The 20438-nt window shown below is 67.3% G+C and carries 18 protein-coding genes and 1 riboswitch; of the genes, 6 read left to right on the plus strand and 12 right to left on the minus strand.

Features of this window, described 5'->3' with window-relative positions:
- Window positions 1-75: 75 nt before the first annotated feature.
- The 3 genes from SPMU_RS10000 to SPMU_RS10010 form a co-directional block, all read right to left on the minus strand.
- Complete coding sequence (locus SPMU_RS10000) at window positions 76-360, minus strand: ribbon-helix-helix domain-containing protein (RefSeq protein WP_245833038.1); 285 nt, start codon at window positions 358-360, stop codon at window positions 76-78.
- 121 nt (window positions 361-481) lie between these two features.
- On the minus strand, window positions 482-754 hold the full coding sequence (locus tag SPMU_RS10005) for a hypothetical protein (protein ID WP_088333760.1): 273 nt from the start codon (window positions 752-754) through the stop codon (window positions 482-484).
- Window positions 755-788: 34 nt separating this feature from the next.
- Window positions 789-1058, minus strand: coding sequence for a hypothetical protein (locus SPMU_RS10010; RefSeq protein WP_088333761.1), 270 nt, complete (start codon window positions 1056-1058; stop codon window positions 789-791).
- A gap of 163 nt (window positions 1059-1221) precedes the next feature.
- On the opposite strand from SPMU_RS10010, the gene SPMU_RS10015 reads away from it, so the two are divergent.
- On the plus strand, window positions 1222-3273 hold the full coding sequence (locus SPMU_RS10015; RefSeq protein ID WP_088333762.1) for a carbon starvation CstA family protein: 2052 nt from the start codon (window positions 1222-1224) through the stop codon (window positions 3271-3273).
- On the plus strand, window positions 3270-3449 hold the full coding sequence (locus SPMU_RS10020) for a YbdD/YjiX family protein (RefSeq protein ID WP_088333763.1): 180 nt from the start codon (window positions 3270-3272) through the stop codon (window positions 3447-3449). The genes SPMU_RS10015 and SPMU_RS10020 overlap by 4 nt, the downstream gene beginning before the upstream one ends.
- 543 nt (window positions 3450-3992) lie before the next feature.
- On the opposite strand, the gene metH is transcribed toward SPMU_RS10020, so the two are convergent.
- The 7 genes from metH to cobO all read right to left on the minus strand — a co-directional run bounded on the left by metH (window position 3993) and on the right by cobO (window position 13387).
- On the minus strand, window positions 3993-6701 hold the full coding sequence (metH, locus tag SPMU_RS10025) for a methionine synthase (protein ID WP_088333764.1): 2709 nt from the start codon (window positions 6699-6701) through the stop codon (window positions 3993-3995).
- A 100-nt stretch (window positions 6702-6801) separates the two neighbouring features.
- Complete coding sequence (locus SPMU_RS10030) at window positions 6802-7875, minus strand: homocysteine S-methyltransferase family protein (RefSeq protein WP_088334084.1); 1074 nt, start codon at window positions 7873-7875, stop codon at window positions 6802-6804.
- 46 nt (window positions 7876-7921) lie between these two features.
- A complete protein-coding gene (locus SPMU_RS10035; protein WP_088333765.1) occupies window positions 7922-8674 on the minus strand; it encodes an ABC transporter ATP-binding protein in 753 nt (250 codons plus the stop codon).
- Window positions 8665-9633, minus strand: a complete 969-nt coding sequence (locus SPMU_RS10040; protein ID WP_088333766.1) for a FecCD family ABC transporter permease — start codon at window positions 9631-9633, stop codon at window positions 8665-8667. The genes SPMU_RS10035 and SPMU_RS10040 overlap by 10 nt, the downstream gene beginning before the upstream one ends.
- Window positions 9630-10439, minus strand: coding sequence for an ABC transporter substrate-binding protein (locus tag SPMU_RS10045; RefSeq protein ID WP_088333767.1), 810 nt, complete (start codon window positions 10437-10439; stop codon window positions 9630-9632). Before SPMU_RS10045 ends, SPMU_RS10040 begins: the two co-directional genes overlap by 4 nt.
- Before the next feature lie 148 nt (window positions 10440-10587).
- Window positions 10588-12435 carry a TonB-dependent receptor plug domain-containing protein gene (locus SPMU_RS10050; RefSeq protein ID WP_088333768.1) on the minus strand — a complete coding sequence of 616 codons (1848 nt, stop codon included), beginning with the start codon at window positions 12433-12435 and terminating at the stop codon, window positions 10588-10590.
- A gap of 120 nt (window positions 12436-12555) precedes the next feature.
- Window positions 12556-12752: riboswitch (cobalamin riboswitch) on the minus strand.
- Between the two features lie 20 nt (window positions 12753-12772).
- A complete protein-coding gene (gene cobO / locus SPMU_RS10055) occupies window positions 12773-13387 on the minus strand; it encodes a cob(I)yrinic acid a,c-diamide adenosyltransferase (protein ID WP_088334086.1) in 615 nt (204 codons plus the stop codon).
- A gap of 119 nt (window positions 13388-13506) precedes the next feature.
- Here cobO and SPMU_RS17230 point away from each other — a divergent pair, with 119 nt between their 5' ends.
- The gene (locus SPMU_RS17230) at window positions 13507-14541 is read left to right on the plus strand and encodes a DUF5117 domain-containing protein (protein ID WP_245833040.1); all 1035 of its coding nucleotides are present in this window, start codon (window positions 13507-13509) and stop codon (window positions 14539-14541) included.
- A complete protein-coding gene (locus tag SPMU_RS17235) occupies window positions 14487-15950 on the plus strand; it encodes a zinc-dependent metalloprotease (protein ID WP_245833043.1) in 1464 nt (487 codons plus the stop codon). The genes SPMU_RS17230 and SPMU_RS17235 overlap by 55 nt, the downstream gene beginning before the upstream one ends.
- A gap of 3 nt (window positions 15951-15953) precedes the next feature.
- Here the strand turns inward: SPMU_RS17235 and SPMU_RS10065 are convergent, their stop codons facing one another.
- Entirely contained in the window at window positions 15954-16619 is a 666-nt protein-coding gene (locus SPMU_RS10065; protein WP_088333769.1) for a Crp/Fnr family transcriptional regulator, read from the minus strand.
- Between the two features lie 65 nt (window positions 16620-16684).
- Here SPMU_RS10065 and SPMU_RS10070 point away from each other — a divergent pair, with 65 nt between their 5' ends.
- On the plus strand, window positions 16685-17533 hold the full coding sequence (locus SPMU_RS10070) for a TauD/TfdA dioxygenase family protein (RefSeq protein ID WP_088333770.1): 849 nt from the start codon (window positions 16685-16687) through the stop codon (window positions 17531-17533).
- 17 nt (window positions 17534-17550) lie between these two features.
- On the opposite strand, the gene SPMU_RS10075 is transcribed toward SPMU_RS10070, so the two are convergent.
- Window positions 17551-17952 (minus strand): hypothetical protein, encoded by a 402-nt coding sequence (locus tag SPMU_RS10075; RefSeq protein WP_088333771.1) that lies wholly within the window; start codon window positions 17950-17952, stop codon window positions 17551-17553.
- A gap of 118 nt (window positions 17953-18070) precedes the next feature.
- Here SPMU_RS10075 and SPMU_RS10080 point away from each other — a divergent pair, with 118 nt between their 5' ends.
- A complete protein-coding gene (locus tag SPMU_RS10080; protein WP_245833046.1) occupies window positions 18071-20437 on the plus strand; it encodes a hypothetical protein in 2367 nt (788 codons plus the stop codon).
- Window position 20438 lies beyond the last annotated feature (1 nt).

A 20438-nucleotide genomic window follows, 5' to 3' on the forward strand; every position in this document is an offset into this window, starting at 1 on the left:
CGCCCGGAACGGTCGATTGTCGCCGCCGCCCCCTTTCAAGCGCGAGAGCCCGTTGCGCTGCCGCCCCTCCCCGTGTCAACCTTGTTGCGAGCGATTATCATCTTTCGCATGCATGATGTCGTTCAGCAGCCACGTCCGCAGCGCGCTGGCGAGGTTGGGAGGATCGGGCGCTCCGATGCGGACAGCGTCGATTTCCGCAACAAGCGCGGAGAGCGGCAAATGGCGTGCGGCCGCCGCCTGTTCCAGCGCCTGCCAGAACAAAGGCTCCAGGCTGATCGAGGTGGGATGGCCGGCGATGGTGATTGATCGCTTCACCGGCCCGGCGAAGCCGCCGTGCGGCCGACGGATGCCGCCAGTCACCACCGTTCAGCCCCGCCAGCCCGCACGCACCGGCGAGCCCGGGCGCCGAATGCGTGGTGAACCCGCCGCTTCATGAACCAGCCTGCACGGCAGCGTTTGATCACGCAACGTGCGAGCGCTGCTATTCCAGATCCGACTCGCTTACGACGATCGGGTTCGCGTCCGAATTGCGGCTGAGCGCGGACAATGCCGCCTCGGTCACCTGATCGATGAAGCGGTTGAACATATCCGCGGCGTCGCCGTCCGGCCGATCGCCGCTCAGCGCCTCCAGCAGATCATATTGCACGGCGAACTCGTAATCGTCGCCGTCCACCTCGCCGGTGAATTCCACGAGTTCGGCCTCGATATTGTCGAGGACGGAACTGGTATCGATCTCCAACTGGCTGTTCGCCATCACTACTTCCTTTTGCTCTGATGTTCCACGCCGCTCAGGCCGGCAGGTGTCGCGCGAGATCGCCGATAGCGTCGCCGACGAACCTGTCGAGAGGCATGCCGCCGTCCAGATGAACCGGCCGCTCCAGCGTCAGCACGGCGGCGCCCTTCATGTCGCCTTCCAGCTCCTGCCATGCGCGTACGGCTGCTTCCAGATTGGTGACTTCGGGCACGGCTTCGCTTCCGCGCGTCACATCCTCCAGCGACGCGCTCATCTTCCAATCGATCGAAGGGTCGAGTGCATCGCCCCAGGTGGCTTCCGCCATGCTACGTCTCCCGCGCCGTTTTCCAATACTGCCCCCAATCGCCGGAACCCACAGGAGGGTTCCCGCCGGCAATCAATGCATTGTGCAGGGAGCCGCGCTGGCGGCCGGCCGTGCCATGCACTACGGGGCGGTGCATCAAGGCGACGCGCGAAGGGGATTGGTGATGACGCGGCATCTTCCATGGATTGCGCTGGCGCTCGTCGGGGCCGCGAGCCTTGGCGTGATCGCGACCGTTCGCGGGGAGCCGGTCAACGCCCTGTGGATCGTGGCGGCGGCGGTCTCCGTCTATCTCGTCGCGTACCGATATTACGCCTTGTTCATCGCGCGCGCCGTGGTTGGCATCGATCCTTCCCGGCCGACGCCGGCGGTTCGCCGCGGCGACGGGCTGGACTATGTTCCCACCGACCGGCGTGTCCTGTTCGGACACCATTTCGCGGCGATCGCAGGCGCGGGCCCGCTCGTGGGGCCGGTGCTCGCCGCGCAAATGGGTTACCTGCCCGGGACCCTGTGGATCCTGGCCGGCGTGGTACTGGCGGGGGCGGTGCAGGATTTCATGATCCTGTTCATTTCCATGCGGCGCGACGGCAAGTCGCTGGGCGAACTGGTCCGCATGGAAATGGGCGCGATTCCCGGCACGATCGCGCTGGTCGGGGCCTTCATGATCATGGTGATCATCCTCGCCGTGCTGGCGCTGATCGTCGTCCGCGCGCTGGCGGAAAGCCCCTGGGGGCTGTTTACCGTGATCGCCACCGTGCCGCTCGCCATGGTGATGGGCGCCTATACCCGCTGGCTCCGCCCCGGCGCGATCGGCGAGGTATCGATCATCGGCTTCATCGGGCTGATCGCGGCGATCATATTCGGGCAGAGCGTCGCGGAGAGCGCTTATTGGGGCCCGATCTTTACGCTGACGCCGGTGCAGCTGTGTTTCGGCCTGATCGCTTATGGCGCCATCGCTTCGCTGCTGCCGGTATGGCTGCTGCTCGCACCGCGCGATTACCTGTCGACCTTTCTCAAGATCGGCGCGATCGCTGCGCTCGCCATTGGCATCGCGGTCCTTGCCCCGCCGCTGCGGATGCCCGCGCTGACCGAGTTCGCGTTCACTGGCGCTGGCCCGGTCTGGGCGGGTCCGCTGTTCCCGTTCCTGTTCATCACCATCGCCTGCGGCGCCGTGTCGGGCTTCCACGCGCTCATCTCCAGCGGCACCACGCCCAAGCTGATCGCCAGCGAAGGCGACGCGCCGTTCATCGGCTATGGCGCCATGCTGATGGAAAGCGCGGTGGCGATGATGGCGCTGATCGCGGCGTCGATCCTCGACCCCGGCATCTATTTCGCGATGAACGCGCCGGCCGCGATCACCGGCGGCGATCCCGTGACCGCGGCGGCGGCGATCACGGCCATGGGCTTTCCCATATCGGCCGAAACACTCGCCAACACTGCGCGCGATGTCGGCGAAGCGACGATCGTCAGCCGCACCGGCGGCGCACCAACGCTGGCGGTCGCGATGGCGGAGATCTTCAGCACCATACTTGGCGGGCCCGGGATGAAGGCCTTCTGGTACCATTTCGCGATCCTCTTCGAGGCGCTGTTCATCCTGACCGCGGTGGACGCGGGCACCCGTGCCGGCCGCTTCATGCTGCAGGATCTGCTCGGGCTTGCCTCGCCCCGCTTCAAGGAGACGAAAAGCTTTCTTCCCGGCCTGATCGCGACGATGCTGTGCGTCGGCGCCTGGGGCTTTTTCCTCTACCAGGGCGTCACCGATCCGCTCGGCGGGGTGAACACGCTCTGGCCGCTGTTCGGCATCTCCAACCAGATGCTCGCCGCAGTCGCGCTGATGCTGGCGACGGTGGTGCTGTTCCGCATGAAGCGCGAACGGTTCGCCTGGGTGACGATCGTCCCGGCCGCCTGGCTGGTGCTGTGCACCGGCACTGCGGGGCTGATGAAGCTCTTCCACCCCGATCCGAAGATCGGCTTTCTCGCCCATGCGCAGGTGTTTTCAGACGCCATTGCGCGCGGTGAGGTGCTGAAGCCTGCCGCCACGATGGCGGAAATGGGCCGGATCGTCTTCAACGACCGGATCGACGCGGCGCTTTGCGCGCTGTTCCTGGGCGTGGTGGCCGCGATCCTCTTCTATACGGTGCGTACCTGCCTCGCCGCCCGCCGCATCGCGCAGCCGAGCGTGCAGGAGATCCCGCCGATGCTGGGGGCGGCGCGGTGAGCCTCTTTGCCCGCCTTGCGGAAACCGCCCGGCTGATGGTCGGCCTGCCCGATTATGACACCTACTGCCGGCACGTTGCCGACCACCATCCGGAGCGGACGCCGATGACCCGCGCCGAGTTCTTCAGGGAGCGCCAACAGGCGCATTATGGCAGTGGTGGCGGGCGGTGTTGCTGATGCGCCGTTCGTCCGCGGGCGGCGTCACCGGTCACACGTCGGGATAGCGCTCCAGGATCGCGCTGGTCACCCGTTGGTCCAGCCGAAGGCGTCCTGTGTCGGATATTCCCCGCGCAGCCTGGCTTGCGCTCCTCCGCGTCATATTTCTCCAGCATCTTGCCTTTGCCCGCACAAGCTGCCTCCACCGGGCCGAGCTACCAGTGCAAGCAATCGTCTTGCGGAAGATCATCGCTGCCGGAGGCGTTGCTAAGAAGACCAGGATCGACTTCATCTCCGACGGGCGGCCCACCGGAAAATGCTATTTCCAAACGCACGTCCGGCTTGCGTCAGCACACGATCTGACGGTGCAAGGCGTACGGCCCATTCCCCTAACCGGCGGAGCGGCCGGTGTTACCCTAGAGACAGTATCTCACGAAGCCCCGTCATGCCGAACTCGTTTTGACACCCAGCGAGCCAAGACTGCTTCTGTGGACGATGGACCCTGAAGCAAAGTTCGGGGTGACGGATGAGAGATGGCGCCGGCTACGACAACCGCACCCCCTCTTAACTCAGGTTCGGCCGCAGCCAGCGCTCCACCTCGTCCTTTGGTCGGCCACGGCGGGTTGCGTAATCCGCCACTTGGTCCTGGCCGATCTGCGCCACGCCGAAATAGGCCGCGTCAGGGTGACCGAAGTAGAAGCCGGACACCGCTGCTGTCGGCAGCATCGCCATGCTTTCGGTGAGCGTGATCCCGGCAACGTCGCCGGTCCCGTCGGCGAGCATTTCGAACAACTCCGGCTTCAGCGTGTGATCCGGGCATGCCGGATAGCCGGGTGCCGGGCGGATGCCGCGATATTGCTCGCGGATCAGCGCCTCGTTGGTCAGCTGCTCGTCGGGCGCATAGCCCCAAAGCGTGGTGCGGACGTGGCTGTGCAGTCGCTCGGCAAAAGCCTCGGCGAAGCGATCGGCCAGCGCCTTCAGCAGGATGTCGTTGTAATCGTCCGTGTCGGCCTTGAAGCGCGCGAGATGCGGGTCGATCCCGTGGATCGCGACGGCGAAGCCGCCGAGCCAATCGCCGCGCGAATCGATGAAGTCGGCCAGGCACATGTTCGGCCGGCCCTCGCGCTTTGCCACCTGCTGACGCAGAAAGCACAGGCGCCGGCTGCCCTCGTTGCTGCGGTCGAGATCGGGCACACGGATATGCTCGGGCACGCTGCCGCCGTCGGGCGTGCGGTGATCGTCCGAATGGCGGTGCTGGACGAACACGTCGTCGCCATGGCGGTGGCAGGGCCATAGCCCGACGACGCCGCGTGCGGTAAGCCACTTTTCGGCAACGATCGTGTCGAGCATCGCCTGGGCGTCCGCAAACAGCGACCGCGCGCTTTCGCCGACGATCTCGTCGTCGAGAATGGCAGGGTAATTGCCGGCAAGCTCCCATGAGCGGAAGAACGGCGTCCAGTCGATCAGCTCGCGCAGATCCTCCAGGCTCCAACTGTCGAAACGGTGAATGCCGGGCCGAAGCGGCGCGGCCGGCTTTTGCGCCATGTCCGCGACGAACGCGTTCGCGCGCGCCGTCTCCAGCGGCACCAGGTTCGATCCGCTGGCATTGGCGCGCTTGACGCGTACCTCGTCGTATTCGGCCTTGGTTTTCGCCACGAAGTCGATCGATTGGGTGTCCGACACCAATTGCGTGCACACGCCCACCGCGCGACTGGCGTCGAGCACATGGACCACCGCGCCCGTGTAGGCCGGATCGATCTTCAGCGCGGTATGCACGCGGCTCGTCGTCGCGCCGCCGATCAGCAGCGGCATGGTCATGCCGGCGCGCTGCATTTCCTCCGCAACGGTCACCATCTCGTCGAGCGAAGGGGTGATGAGGCCCGACAGGCCGATCATGTCGGCGTCATGCTCCACCGCCGCCTCGAGGATCTTGGGCCACGGCACCATCACGCCAAGGTCGATGATCTCGAAGCCATTGCACTGGAGCACCACGCCGACAATGTTCTTGCCGATATCGTGGACGTCGCCCTTCACCGTGGCGAGCACGATCTTGCCCTTGCCCTTGGCGCCCGGCTCCTTCGCCGCCTCGATATAGGGCAAAAGGTGGGCGACCGCCTTCTTCATCACGCGGGCGGACTTCACCACCTGCGGCAGGAACATCTTGCCCGATCCGAAGAGGTCGCCGACGACGTTCATGCCGTCCATCAGCGGGCCCTCGATCACCTCGATCGGCTTCGCCGCCTGCTGCCGCGCTTCCTCGGTGTCCTCGACCACGAAGGCGTCGATGCCGCGCACCAGTGCATGTTCCAGCCGCTTGGCGACCGGCCAGCCGCGCCATTCCATCGCCGCCTTGTCGTCGACGACGGCACCCTTCTGCCCGCGGAACCGCTCGGCAAGGGTGGTCAGCCGCTCGGTCGGCGTCTCGTCAGGCGACCGCGCGGGGCGGTTGAGGATCACATCCTCGCATGCCTCGCGCAATTCAGGGTCGATCTGGTCGTAGACGTCGAGCTGACCGGCGTTGACGATCGCCATGTCGAGGCCCGCAGGAATCGCATGGTAGAGGAATACCGAATGCATCGCGCGGCGCACCGGCTCGTTACCGCGGAAGCTGAACGACAGGTTGGACAAGCCGCCGGAGAAATGGACGTGCGGGCAGCTCGCCTTGATGCGCTTCACCGCATTGATGAAGTCGACGCCGTAATTGTTGTGCTCCTCGATCCCGGTCGCCACTGCGAAGACGTTGGCGTCGAAGATGATGTCCTCGGGCGGAAAGCCAATGCCGGTCAGCAGCTTGTACGCGCGCTGGCAGATCTCGACCTTGCGATCCTCGGTGTCCGCCTGCCCGACTTCGTCGAACGCCATGACGACGACGGCGGCGCCGTATGCCATGCACTTGCGCGCCTCGGCGAGAAACTTCTCCTCGCCCTCCTTCATGCTGATCGAATTGACGATCGGTTTGCCCGAAACGCACTTCAGCCCCGCCTCGATCACCTCCCATTTGGAGCTGTCGATCATCACCGGCACGCGCGCGATGTCGGGCTCGGCGGCGATCCGCTTCAGGAACGTGGTCATTGCCTCGACCGCGTCGAGCAGACCTTCGTCCATGTTGACGTCGATGATCTGCGCGCCGTTTTCGACCTGGTTCAGCGCGACAGTGACGGCGGCGTCATAGTCGCCCGCCATGATCAGCTTCTTGAATGCCGCTGATCCGGTGACGTTGGTACGCTCGCCGATGTTGACGAACTGGGTGGAGGAGGTCGCTTGAGAAGCCATGATACTTGCAAAATCCGTTCGTGCTGCGCGTGTCGAAGCACGTGCCCGGAACTCGCCCTTCGACTAGCGCGGGGCGAGCGGGCGTGGGTGAGGTCGTGGTCTAGGCAGCCATCGTGAACGGCTCGAGCCCCGCAAGGCGCGTGCGAACCGGCGGCACCGGAATGCGGCGCGGGGCGAGGCCGCGCATCGTATCGGCGATCGCCTTGATATGCGCCGGCGTCGATCCGCAGCAGCCGCCGAGCACGTTGACCTGACCTGCGTCGGCCCATTCCTTGACCAGCGACGCCGTCGTCTCGGGCGCCTCGTCATAGGCGCCAAGCTCATTCGGGAGCCCGGCGTTGGGATAGACCATGATCAGCGTGTCGCAAATCTCGCTCAGCGTCTTCACATGCGGGCGAAGCTGCTGCGCGCCGAACGAGCAGTTGAGCCCGATCGTCACTGGCTTGGCATGGCGAACGGCGTGCCAGAACGCCTCCACCGTATGCCCCGACAGGTTGCGCCCGGACAGATCCGTCAGCGTCATCGACAGCATGATCGGCACGTCACGGCCAAACGCCGCCGCGGCCTCCTGCGCTGCCATCACGCCAGCCTTGGCGTTCAGCGTATCGAACACCGTTTCAATCAGGATGAAATCCGCCCCGCCCTCGATCAGTGCGTCGGTCTGCTCCCGATACACCTGCTTCAGGTAATCGAAGTCGATCTCGCGATAGCCGGGGTCGTTGACGTCGGGCGACAGCGACAGCGTCTTGTTGGTCGGGCCGATCGCGCCGGCGACGAAGCGGCGGCGGCCATCACGGGCGGCGAATTCGTCGGCGATGCGGCGCGCCATGGCGGCGCTTTCCATGTTGATCTCGCGCACGAGGTTCTCGGCACCATAATCGGCCTGGCTGATGCGGTTGGCGGAGAAGGTGTTGGTCTCGGCGATGTCCGCGCCCGCCTCGAAATAGGCGCGGTGGATCGATTCGGGCACCTCCGGCTTCGTCAGCGCGAGGATGTCGTTATTGCCCTTTTGATCGTGAGAGAGCCCGAGCGAACCGGCGTAATCCGCCTCGCCGAGCTTCCAGTTCTGGATCTCGGTGCCGAATGCGCCGTCGGTGACGAGAATACGCTCGCTCGCGGCAGCGAGCAGGGCATCGCGGGCGCCCTCGGGCGCAAGTTTGGCGTGGCTGGGCATGACGCGCATGCATATAAAGATATCTTTATATGTTCAAGCCAGCCGCTCAGACGGGTCCGAGCGGGAGAATGATCCTCCTTCCGTCACTACGCACGACCATGTCGACCCGCACGCCATACGCTGCGGCAAGATGGTCCGGCGTCATCACTGCCTCAGCGGGGCCTTGCGCCAGCACCTGCCCGTCCTTCAGCAGCAGGACATCGTCTGCGATGGCCGCCGCGAGCGTCAGGTCGTGCAGCACGATGACCACGCCCATGCCCGCCATCGCGGCGTTGCGCAGCAGTTCCAGTGTTTCGAGCTGGTGCTGCGGGTCGAGGCTGGCAAGCGGTTCGTCTGCGAGCAGCCAGCGCGGCTCACCCGCCAGGACGCGCGCGAGCAGCACCCGCGCGCGCTCGCCGCCCGACAGGTTGCGCGCCGAACGGTCAGCAAGGTCCAGCGTGCGCGTGGCGGCTAGCGCCTGCTCGATGGCGTCCGCGCCTGCATCCCCGTGCGGCAGGCGGCCCAGCGCCACCAGATCGCGGACCTGCATGTTCCAATGCACCACGGCATCCTGCGGAAGGTAGCCGATCGTGCCGGCGCGTTCGCGTGGGGGCAATCGCGCGACATCGCCGCCGTCGATCGTCACGGCTCCGGCCTGGATCGGCACCAGCGCAGCGGCGGCGCGCAGCAGCGTGCTCTTGCCCGCGCCATTGGCGCCGAGCACGACCGTGACACGCCCCGGCTCGAAGGCGGCAGAGACGTCGCGCAGCACCGTTCGGCGACCAAGCTTGACGGTCACGCCGCTGGCGATCAGCCCCATGATCGCCCCCGTTCACCCAGCAGCAGCGCCAGAAAGAAGGGCGCGCCGATCAGCGCCATGGCGACCCCCAACCGCACCTCGCCGGGACCGGGCGCCAGCCGGCATAGCGTATCCGCGCCGAGCACCAGCGCGGCGCCGCCAAGCGCGCTGGGCACCAGCAAGGCGGAAGGCCGCGCACCGACCAGTGGACGCAATAGGTGCGGTACCACCAGCCCGACGAAGCCGATCACCCCCGTCACCGCCACGCCCGCACCAACCGCCAGTCCCGTTCCCGCAATCACCAGCGCCTGCAATCGGCGAAGGTCGATCCCGAGCGAGCGCGCGGCGTCGCTCCCGAGCGTCAGCGCATCGAGCCCGCGCCCCGTCAGCAACAGCAACGCCGCCCCCGCGAGCATAAAGGGGGCGGCATAGCCGAGATCGGCGAAGCTCCGGTCGGTCAGCGCACCCATCAGCCAGTCGAGCACCTCGGCGACGACATAAGGATTGGGCGCGATCGAGATGAGAAACGCGGTGAGCGCCGCGGCGAGGCTGGCCAGCACCGATCCGGCGAGGACGAACGCCGCTGCGCTTTCCGCGCGCCACGTCAGCGCCGCGAGCAGCGCCATCGCGCCGATCGCCGCGCCCATGGCCGCTGCGAACACGCCCCATTGGCTCGCCACGCCAAGCACCAGCGCAGCGACGGCGCCGAGCGCGGCGGCGGAAGAGACGCCCAGCACGCCGGGATCGGCGAGCGGGTTGCGCAGCCAGCCCTGCAGCACCGCACCGGACAGGCCCAGCACGCCGCCCAGCACCGCCGCCAGTAAGGCGCGCGGCAGCCGCAGCTCGGCAATGATCATCCAGCGCGGATCGCCCGACCACCATGCGTCAACCGGCACCCACGCCTTGCCCGCCATCAGCGATCCGACGAATAGCAGCACGGCCAGCATCAGGAGCGCGAGCTTCAGGCGCGAGCGGCTCATGCGCCGAGGCTCCGGCGAATGGCCGCGAGGCGCGCCAGCGCGGCTGGAATGGTCGGCCCGCCACAGTTAACCAGGTTGCGGGGAAACACCGCCTCGCGCGTGGGTGCCCCACTCGCGGCGAGCAGGCTCCGCCGCGTGGCGGCCGTACGCCCACCCTGATCGGGGGAAAGGATCACCGCAGGCGGATCAGCCACGATTGTCTCCACCGGCAAGCGGCCCGTCATCGCCAGCCCGTAATCGGCCGCCGCATCGCGCAGCCCGGCATGAGCCATCATCTCGTGCAGCAACGTGCCATCGCCGTTCGCCAGATCGCCGCCAATGAACAACAACGCGGATGGGCGCCGCCCGCGCCGCTCTGTGGTTTGCAGCGCCTGGGCGATGCGGGCGTCGAGCGCACGGCCGCGATCCGCGGCGCCGACCGCCGCCGCGACCTGCGCGATCTGCGCGCGGCTGGCCGCGATCGTGACGGGTGAATCGAGGTACAAGGTGTTGAGGCCCGCGCGTTCAAAGGCGGCGCGCGTGGCCGGCGGCGTGAAGCTGGTGGCGACGACGAGGTCGGGCGCCAGGGCGATGACCTCCTCCGCCGTGCCGGCGGTGGTGCGGAAGCGTTCCGCGACCTCCAGCGGGATCGAGGAAGCGCGCGGGTTCTGCGAATAATGGCTGATTGCCGCGATCCGCTCGGGCGGGACCAGCGCCAGCAGCAACTGATCCGCGCACGGGTTGAGCGAGACGATCCCGCCTTGGCGCACCGGCTCGCCGGCCGAACAGCCGGCGAGTAGCAGGGCGAGGAGCAGGATCGCGCGCATCGGTTTTGTTCAACTACCTCAACCCAAACCACCACCGTCATGCCGGGTGTGTCCCGAGATCCGCCGCGCCGCGTATTCTCACACCCGCGAGTGTGCGGCTCGGTGGACCCCGGCACAAGGACGGGCTGACGGCATGTTCCCGATGGCGTCAGTCCAGCTTCACCCGGAGCCCGCCAAAGGCGGCGCGGCCGATCGTGCCGTAATTGGCGACGACGCGGTAATCCGCGTCGAACACATTCTCGACACGCCCATAGAGCGACAGCCGATCGTTCAGCGGCAGCTCGGCGCGCAGGTTCGTCAGCGTATAGCCATCCAGCCGCACGGTGTTTGCCGCATTGTCGAAGCTGTCACCTACGGCGAGCACCGTTGCGCCGAGCGCAAGGCCGAAGGGGAAGCGATAATCGGCCGACACGCTGACGCTGTCTTCCGGCCGGCGCGCCAGATCGTTGCCGACGAAGCCGGCGCTGCGGTTCTCGCTGTCGATGTGACTGTACGAGGCGCTGACGGTGAAGCGCTCGACCGGACGCATCGCCAGCCCGATCTCGACACCTTCGGCCTTCGCTCGGCCGATATTGCTGTAGGTGAAGGTGCGCGCATCGAAATCGATCTGGTTGCGCGTGCGCCGGTTGAAGTAGGTTGCGCTCGCGACAAGCTGATCCCCGATCAGTCGCTGCTCGATGCCGGCATCCCAGCTCTTCGCCGTTTCCGGATCAAGGGTCAGCGTGCCGTAGAAGGGGGCATATAGCTGGTACAAGGTCGGCGCCTTGAAGCCCTCGGCATAGCTTGCGCGAAGCGTGGTCCCCGTCGGCAGCGTGTAAGCGGCGTTGGCGGCAAAGGTGGTGCGACCGCCAAATGCATCGTCGTCGTCATGGCGGACACCGCCGGTGACGGCGAGGTCAGCGATCGGCGTCAGGATTACTTCACCCCAAGCGCTGCTCACCCCGCGGCTGAAGCGATCGGTGCCATCGAAAAAGCGCGTGTTTTCGTGCTCCGCGCCAACGACCAAGCGGATCTGGTCGGTCGCCTGAAGGTCGCCCTTGTACGTGTAACGCTCGCTGCGCCCGCGTGACAGGAACTGCGTGTCCGGGCCCCCATCGCGATCATAATTGTCGCGATCGATGTCGGCGATCTGGAACGCCAACACGTTGCGGAAGCGGCCGTCGAGGAAGTCGGCGTTCAGCCCGGCATAGCCGTACAATTCCTGCGCGGTCGAATATTCGCGGGTGTCCGCAAAGGCGAAGTTCGGCGGCGGGAAGCCATCGAGATCGGTGCGGCTGTCGGCCCAGTAGCCGCGCAAGTCGAGGCGGACGTTGGGCGCGAACGCGACTTCCACGCGGCCGCTGGCGCCATATTGGCGATAGCCGTCGCGCTCAGTGCCGCGATCAAAAGCGGAAATGCCGTCGGTGCGCAGATAGCCGCCGGTCAGCGAGCCGGAGACGATCCCGCTGCTGCCCGAAATGCCGCCGCTCGCGAACAGCGTGTCCATGTCGCCATATTCGACATTGCCGCGTGCGCGCAGTTGCTCGGTCGGCCGTTGCGTGATGACGTTGACGACGCCGCCGATCGCCTGGCTGCCCCAGGGCACCGAGTTCGGCCCGCGCAGCACCTCGACGCGCTCGATCGAGGCGGTGAGCAGATTGGCGAAATCGAAGCCGCCGCCCGGCGACGAGGGATCGTTGACGCGCACGCCATCGATCAGCGTCAGCGTCTGATCCCCCTCCGCGCCGCGGATGCGAACGGCGGTGACGGTGCCGAGCCCGCCGTTGCGTGTGACCGTCACACCCGGGGTGGTCTGTAACAGGTCGCTGAGCGCAACCGTCTGCCGCTGCTCGATGGTCTCGCGGTCAATGATCGTTACTGCTTGACCTGTCGTGTCGACGTCCTGCGGCACGCCGCTTGCGGTGACCACGATGTCGCTGCGGCGGTCCAGATCCTGCGCGTGCACTGGTGCAGCGATCACAGCGGCCGGCACAGCCAACCAATAAAAGGTCTTCATTATTCTTGCCCCAACAAAAGGGCTGCGGCCGGCGCACGCATGCACCGCCCGTCAGCCGATCCCTCTTGTCGTTCGCTCGAGGGTTTCGGCCTCGTCCGCCCGGCACACCCCGTCCGCGCGATGGATCGACGTGCGACCGGCAGGTCTCCTGGCTCTCGGGTCAACGTGCCGCCCGGCCTTCCCGGAGCGAACTCCAGTGGCACGAGTGGACGGCACTCACCGATCACAGTTGCGGGGGCAGCGCGGGGCTAGGCTATTCGCCCTTCCCGACTTCCCTTTTCATCCCGTCTCCGGGAACCGTTCGCGGCCGGCCCCTAGGCCCCGGCGGCACCCGTCGTCAATATTCGACGCCCTTTTGCGCATTGAAGCCCGCATTGAAAGGATGTTTCACCTCGCCGAATTCGGTGACGAGATCGGCGATCTCGGTGAGTTCAGGCCGCGCACCGCGCCCCGTGATGCAGATATGCTTGGTGAGCGGCCGGTCCTTGAGGAACGCCAGCGCCTCGGCCGACGGCAGGGTATCGTCGGCCAGCACGATGTTGAGCTCGTCCAGGATCACGAAGTCGATCTCGGGATCGAGGATCAGCTCCTTGGCCCGATCCCACCCGCGCCGCGCCGCCGCAATGTCGCGCGCCCGGTCCTGCGTGTCCCACGTGAACCCCTCGCCCATGCTCTCGAAGCTGACAAGATCCGATGGGTGGTCGGCGAAAAAGTTGCGCTCGCCCGTCTCCCACGTGCCCTTCACGAACTGAAGGATCGCGACGCGCATTCCCCAGCCGATCGAGCGGATCGCCATGCCAAAGGCGGAGGAGGACTTGCCCTTGCCGTTGCCGGTATGGACGATCAGCAAGCCGCGCTCGAGCGTGCGGCGCGCCTGCATCCGGTCGCGCGCCACCTTCATGCGGCGCATCTTCTCGTTGTGACGGGCGTGGTCGTTGGGCTGGTCGGTCATGCCCCGCGCTATCGCCGTGTCGCGCTTGCCGCGCAACAGCGTGACGACTGCCCTCATGGGCTCTCCGCCGCTGGCCAAGCGCAACCGCGCCTCTTAGTGATGGCGCAGGGGGAAATATCATGATCCGCATCACCATGCTGCTCGGCCTTGCGCTTGCCGCCACGCCGCTTCCGGCGAGCGCGCAATCCGCCGCCGCCGCGCTAACTGGAACCGAGCGGCTCGACGGCTTGCTCCCCGTCCATCTCGATCGCGCCGGCGGCCGCATTCTCCTGTCGCTGCCCGCACCGGCCCGCGACGGCCTATCCACCCGCCTGCTTTATTCCACTGCGCTGCGCACCGGCCTCGGCTCCGCTCCCATCGGCCTCGATCGCGCGGCGCCCGGCCCTGCGCAGATGCTGGTCGTGCGCCGCCTGGGCAAGAAGGTCGCGTTCGAGCTCGAGAACCCTCGCTTCCGCGCAACCGGCGGATCGCCCGCCGAACAGGCCGCGGCGACCGACGCCTTTGCCACCTCCACGCTTTGGCTCGGCGATGTCATCCCGTCCGCCGACGGGCGCCTGCTGGTGGACATCGCCCCGTTCCTGGCGCGCGATACCAAGGGAATTGCCGATCAGTTGCGCGACGCCGGCGAGAAGGGCTGGAAGCTCGTCGCCGATCTCAGCGCAGCCGACGTCAACATGGTGAAAGCGTTCCCGCGCAACCTCGTGTTCGAAGCGCGCCAGACCTTTGCCAGCGACACGCCGGGTGCCGAGGTGCGCAACATCGCCCCCGACGCGCGTCAGTTCACGCTTGTCGTCCGCCACATCTTCGCGGCGCTGCCCGAGGCCGGCTACACCAGCCGCAGCTTCGATCCGCGTGGTGGCAGCTTCGCCACCCAGATCCTCGATTTCGGCGCGCCGCTCGGGCGGCAGATCGTGCGCAATCTAGCCAACCGCTTTCGCCTGGAACGCATCGACCCGGATGCGCCCCGATCACGGGTGAAGAAGCCGATCGTCTCCATATCGACAATGCCGCGCCCGAGCCGATCCGAACCGCCCTCCTTGAAGGCGCGTCCTGGTGGAAGCAGGCGTTCGAAGCGGCCGGTTACATCGACGCTTATCGCGTGGAGATCCTGCCTGAGGGCGCCGACCCGCTCGACCTCAACTACAATGTGGTGAACTGGGTGAACCGCGCGACGCGCGGCTGGTCCTATGGCTATGCCGTCACCGATCCGCGCACGGGGGAAATCCTGAAGGGATCGGTGCTGCTCGGCTCGTTGCGGGTGCGGCAGGACATGCTGATCTATGAAGGGCTGGTCGGTGCCGCCGCCACTGGCAAGGGCGGCCCGAACGACCCGCGCGCGGTGGCGTTGGCCCGTATTCGGCAACTCGCGGCGCATGAAGTGGGCCACGCACTCGGCCTGCTCCACAATTTTGCCGGCAGCACGCAGGATCGCGCCTCGGTGATGGACTATCCCGCGCCGCGCATCGGGCTGGTCAATGGCGCGCCTGACCTGTCGGACGCTTATGGTGTCGGGCTTGGCGCGTGGGATATGTATGCGATCGACTGGTTGTACGGGGATCGGCCTGGGAGCGATCCCGATGCAGCGGCGCGTGACAAGGCGGCGGCCGCGCAGCGCCGGGGCCTGCGCTTCGTGGCCGACGAGAACGCCCGGGTCGCTTCCGCCTCGCAGCCCTGGGGCAGCCTGTGGGATGATGGCGCCGATCCGGTCGCCGAACTATCGCGCATGATGACGGTGCGCGAGGCGGCGGTGGCGCGGTTCGGGCCGGAGGCGCTGGCCGCCGACGAACCCGCGTCCAACCTGCGGCGCAAGTTTGTGCCGATCTGGCTGCTCCACCGCTATCAGGTGGAGGCTGCGGCCAAGCTGCTGGGCGGGATCGAATCCGAATATGCCATGGCGGGTGATGGCCATGGCGCAGCCCGGCAGGTCGCCGGATCGGCGCAGGGGGACGCGCTCCGAGTGTTGCTGACTACCCTCGATCCCGCGGCGCTGGATGTGCCCGAGCGGCTGATCCCCTTTCTTTCCGCCGGCTGGTCGGGTGATAGCGACCGGCAGTTCGATATCGAGGTGATGCGCACCGCCGGCAGCACTGCCTTTGACCCGCTGACCGCGGCGCAAGTGTCGGCGCAGATCACGCTGGATGCGCTGCTCGCCCCCGAGCGCCTCGCCCGGTTGGCCGACCAGCACCGGCGCGATCCGGCGGTACCGGGCCCCGGCATGCTCGCGGAACGCCTGCTTGGCCTTGCCAGCGCGCCCGCGGACGGCCCGCGCCTCGCGGCGGTGCGCCGCACGGTGGGTACCCGCATCGTGCTCAGCCTAGCGCGCGCCGCCCGCGCCCCTGCCAGCGGCAGCGCGGCGGTGAGCCAGGTGGATCAGGCGCTCACCGATTGGGTCGCGGCGCAGGCGGGACGCCGCTTCGCCGACGCCGACGACCGCGCCTGGACACTCAGCACGGCGCGCCTGCTGCAGGATCGCGAGGCGTTGGCCGAAGCGCTCAAGGATGAAGCCGCCGCGCCGCGGATTCCGCCGGGCATGCCGATCGGCAGCGACGGTGATGCCGGCTGACGCTCAGCCCCGCGCGATCCGTTCCAGCGCCGCGCGGTCGACCAGCGTGATCGCGCGATAGCCGCGCGTGATCACGCCCGTCTGTTCCAGTGCCGCGAGATGCGCGTTGACCGTCTTGCGCGACAGTCCCGTCATTTCCGCCAGATCGGCCTGGCTCACCGGCGCGCCATCGCCCTCGGCGAACTGAAGGAGGCGCATCGCCACGCGCCCGCGCGGCGTCTGGATCAGCAGATGCGCGGCAAGCCGGGTCATTTGCTCCAACTGCGCGTACACAAGCTCGTTGATCGCGCGCCACACCGCCGGCTCGTGGGCGGCGGCGCGGTCCAGCGCATCGTCCGGGATCATCAGCACACGCGAGGCGGTATTTGCCCGCACCGTCAGGATGCGCGGGCCGCCGCCGACCCGCCGTGCCTGCCCCAGGATTGCTGGCGCCGGCGCCAGGCCGATCAGCACGTCGCGCTCGGTGCCGAGCGCCACCTCCAGCCTGAGCGCGCCCTCGATGACGGCACATAGGCCGGTGCCTTCATCACCCTGGCTGTAGACCCATTGGCCACGCCGCAGCGTGACCATTCGCCCCGCGGCGGCCAGCCTCTCCTGCAAGGCGGCAGGCTGACGCGCGAACCAGCCGTTCCGCGCAAGAACTGCGATCTCATCGGCGCCAATTGTCACCTTGGTGACAATATCGACCGAACGACTCCGGTAAAGCTGCGAACAGACAAAAACAGGAGTGGATCATGGCAACGCAGCTGAAGGATCGCGTCACCACGCACCCGATCGGGGCTCACATCGGCGTGGAGTTTCACGGTGTCGACCTGAACCACATGGACGAGGACACCTTCGCCGCCATGCGCGCCGCGCTTGCCGACCACGGCGTCGTCTTCGTTCGCGACCAGCAACTGACCCCCGAACAGCATATCGCCTTCGCGCGCCGCTGGGGGGATATCGACATCAACAATTATTTCCCCGCAAACGGCGGCCATCCCGAGATCGCGGAGGTCCGCAAGGCGGAGAACCAGCAGACCAATATCGGGGGCGGCTGGCACACCGATCACAGCTATGATCAGGTCCCAGCAATGGGATCGATCCTGCTGGCGCGCGAGACGCCCCCGAGCGGCGGCGACACGCTCTTCGCCAGCATGTCGACGGCATTCGACTCGCTGTCGGAAGGGCTCAAGGCAACGCTGCGCACCATGCGCGCGGTGCATTCGGCGGACCATATCTACAGCACGGACGGCATCTATGCGAAGACCGATCAGGCGGCGGACCTGAAGGGGCACGACGTGCGGACCCGGGCCGTGCACCCCGTCATCATCAAGCATCCGCGCACCGGGCGCGAAATCCTGTACGTGAACCCTGCCTTCACGCTCCATTTCGAAGGCTGGACGCGCGAGGAAAGCATGCCGCTGCTCACCTATCTCTATCAGGTGGGCATGCGCGAGGAGTTCCAGTGCCGCGTGCAATGGGCGCCGGGATCGATCGCCATCTGGGACAATCGCTCAACCTGGCACCACGCGATGAACGATTACCACGGCCATCGCCGGCTGATGCACCGCATCACCATCTCAGGCGAGCCGCTCAGCTGAGCGCGCTCGCCGCTCCGTCAGCTCGCCTTCGCCTTCGCCTTGGCATAAGGCACGAAGTCACCGAGGATGACGGAGCTGCGGATGAAGCGCGATCCGGGATCGATTAGATGCACCATGTCGGCACCGCACAATTGCGTACCGATGTTGCGCGTCAGCAGGATGTCGCGGTCGTCCAGCCGATCGGCGCCTGAACGCGGCTGGTTGACGTACATCCTGCTGCCGACGCGATAGACGATCGCCTTTCCGTCGATGATCTGGCTGGACGTGATACCGCTGAGGCTGATGCAGCGCACGGGCGCACCCGGCACACGATCGCCGATTGCCTTTTCGAACGCCACGTCGGGGGTGTCGCGCGCGGCGACGCTGATGGGCGCGGCCAGCGCGGCGGCCGCAGCAAGCAGGGATAGGATGCGTGTCATGCCACACGCACTATCACCCGCCCGCTGAACCGTCGCTGACTGCCCCTGATGCTGCGCTGGCGATTGCAGGACAGGCAAAGCGGGTTACACGGGGCTTGTGCCGCTTACCCCATCCTTCGTGCGAGCAGCTTTCCGCCGCGCCGCGCTCGCCTGCCTGATCCTCGTCGCCCCTGCCGCCTCGGTGTTGCGCGCGGAAAACAATGCCTTTGATCTTGCCGGCCCGTCGCTGCGCGTGTCGGTCACGCATGGCGATACCACGCTGCCGCTGTCGCAGGTGCCGAACCTGTCGCCCGGGGACAGGATTCGGATCGTCGCCGACCTGCCCGCCGAGCAGAGCGCCCAGTATCGCATGGTGCTCGTCTTCTTGCGCGGTGCCACCAATCCCCCGCCCAAGAACTGGCTGGCCGATGCGCGCACCTGGAAGCCGAAGGAAGCCGCCATCGATGTGCGCGTGCCGGAGGGCGCGCAGCAGGCGCTGGTTTTCCTGGTGCCCGACACTGGCGGCGCGCTGGATGGCGTGGCAAAGGCCGTGCGCGAGCAGCCCGGCGCGTTCGTGCGTGCCTCGCAGGAACTGAACCAGGCGATGCTGGACCGTACCCGGCTCGAAACCTTTCTGGAGCAGGTGCGTCGCCGCGAACCGGCCGATGTTGCGCGCATCTCGCCGCAGCTCGCCGACAGCCTCGCGATCAAGCTCGATTCCGCCTGCCTCTTGCGCCAGCCCGATCCGCGCGCGGCTTGCCTCGCGCAAAGCGGCAACGCGGCGGTGCTGGCCGACAGCCAGACCAGCTCCATCGCGCAGACCCTCGCTGGCGCGCCCGCCAATATCGCGCTTCAGCTCAGCGCCACGCCGCAGGGCGGCTTTGGCTATTACAGCGGCTACATCGGGGTCGTGCGCGATCTCGCCCGGATGCTCGGCGCCTTTCAATCCGCGCAACTGCGTTTCATCCCGGCGTTGAGCGTTCCGCGCGAAGGCCGGATCGAGCTGCTGCTCAACACCGTTCCGTCCTTCCGAAAGCCGCAATCGGTGCTCGTTGCGGCGCTGCCCACGGTGGCGCCACCGACGCTCCCGACGCTCAGCGTGAAGACGGCCGGCCCACTCTGCCTCACCAAGCCCGGATTGATCCTGCCGGTCGGCGGCGCCCCGCTCGTCTTCTCCACCGATTATCCGCGAGCAATGACGCTTCGCGTGCCGACCGCCACGGGAACCATGCTGGACTTGCCGGCCGCTGCAGATCCCGCCGCCGGCGGCTTCGTTGTCGGCGATGTCGGCACGCCCGCGGTGGCGCTTGCGGAGCGAGCCGAGGGACGGCTGCAGGGCTTTTGGGGGTTCCAGCCGTTTGACGGGCCGCGCTTCCGCTTGGTCAGCCCGGCGCGGGACGCGTGGCGGGCGGATGGGGCAACGCTGGTGGTTGGGCGCGAGACGCCGCTCAACCTCGCGGGCGGGGCTGCCGCCTGTGTCGCCGACGTGTGGCTAGAGCGCGGTAGCAAGAAGCGGCCGGTCAGCTGGAGCGCGGAGGCGGATGGCACGCTTGCGCTCAAGGTTCCGCTCGCCGGTATCGAACCGGGACCGGTGGCGCTGCTGGTGCGCAGCCACGGGGTGGATCAGCCACGCCGGCTGGACCTTCGCGCTTATGCCGAGGCGGCTGCCATCACCGGCTTCATGCTGCATGCCGGTGACAGCGTGGGCGCGCTGGCCGGCTCCCGGCTGGACCAGGTCAGCGCGCTCGAGATCGGAGGAATCGCGTTTCGTCCCGGCAAGCTTGCCCGGAACGGCACCGCGGATCGGCTCGAGATGTCGGCGGAAGGCACGGCGGCAGAGCAGCTGAAGCCGGGCGAAGCGTCAGGACAGGCGACGCTGGCCGATGGCCGCACGCTTCGCGTGCCGGTGCGGATCATGCCCGCCCGCCCCGAAGCGACGCTGATCGCCACATCGCTGGAACGCATCGGGCCTGCGCCTGCGATACCGCTGACGCTCGGCGGCGCCGCTTTCGTGCCACACGACACGCAGCTCACCTTCTCCTTGCGCGCCATTGGCGCCTCGCGGTTTGCGTCAAGCGACCGGATCGACGTGGAAGCGGCCGAGACCGCCGCCACTGCGAGCCTTCCGCTGCGGCTGCAGGACGATCGCGTCGCCATCGCCACGCTTCATCCTGCTTCCGCCCTTGGCGATTCCGCCCGTGGGCCGCTGCGCTTCAGGTTGGTGAAGCGAGACGCCGCTGGGGATCGGGCGGGTGACTGGCACCCGCTTGCGACGCTGGTGCGGCTGCCGCAGCTTTCCGCGGTGACATGCGCGCCCGGCAGCGCCACCTGCACCTTCACCGGCAACGGATTGTTCCTGATCAGCAAGGTCAGCGGCAAGGCGGAGACAAGAGTGCCCGATGGTTTCACCGGGCCGTCGCTGCAGGTGTCCCCACCGGCGGACGGTGTTTGGCGGCTGCACTTGCGCGATGCGGCGGACGCCAGCGCGACGGTGGCGGCACCGTAGC

Origin of the sequence: Sphingomonas mucosissima, assembly GCF_002197665.1 — a bacterium.
In the GTDB taxonomy this organism is placed as follows: domain Bacteria; phylum Pseudomonadota; class Alphaproteobacteria; order Sphingomonadales; family Sphingomonadaceae; genus Sphingomonas; species Sphingomonas mucosissima.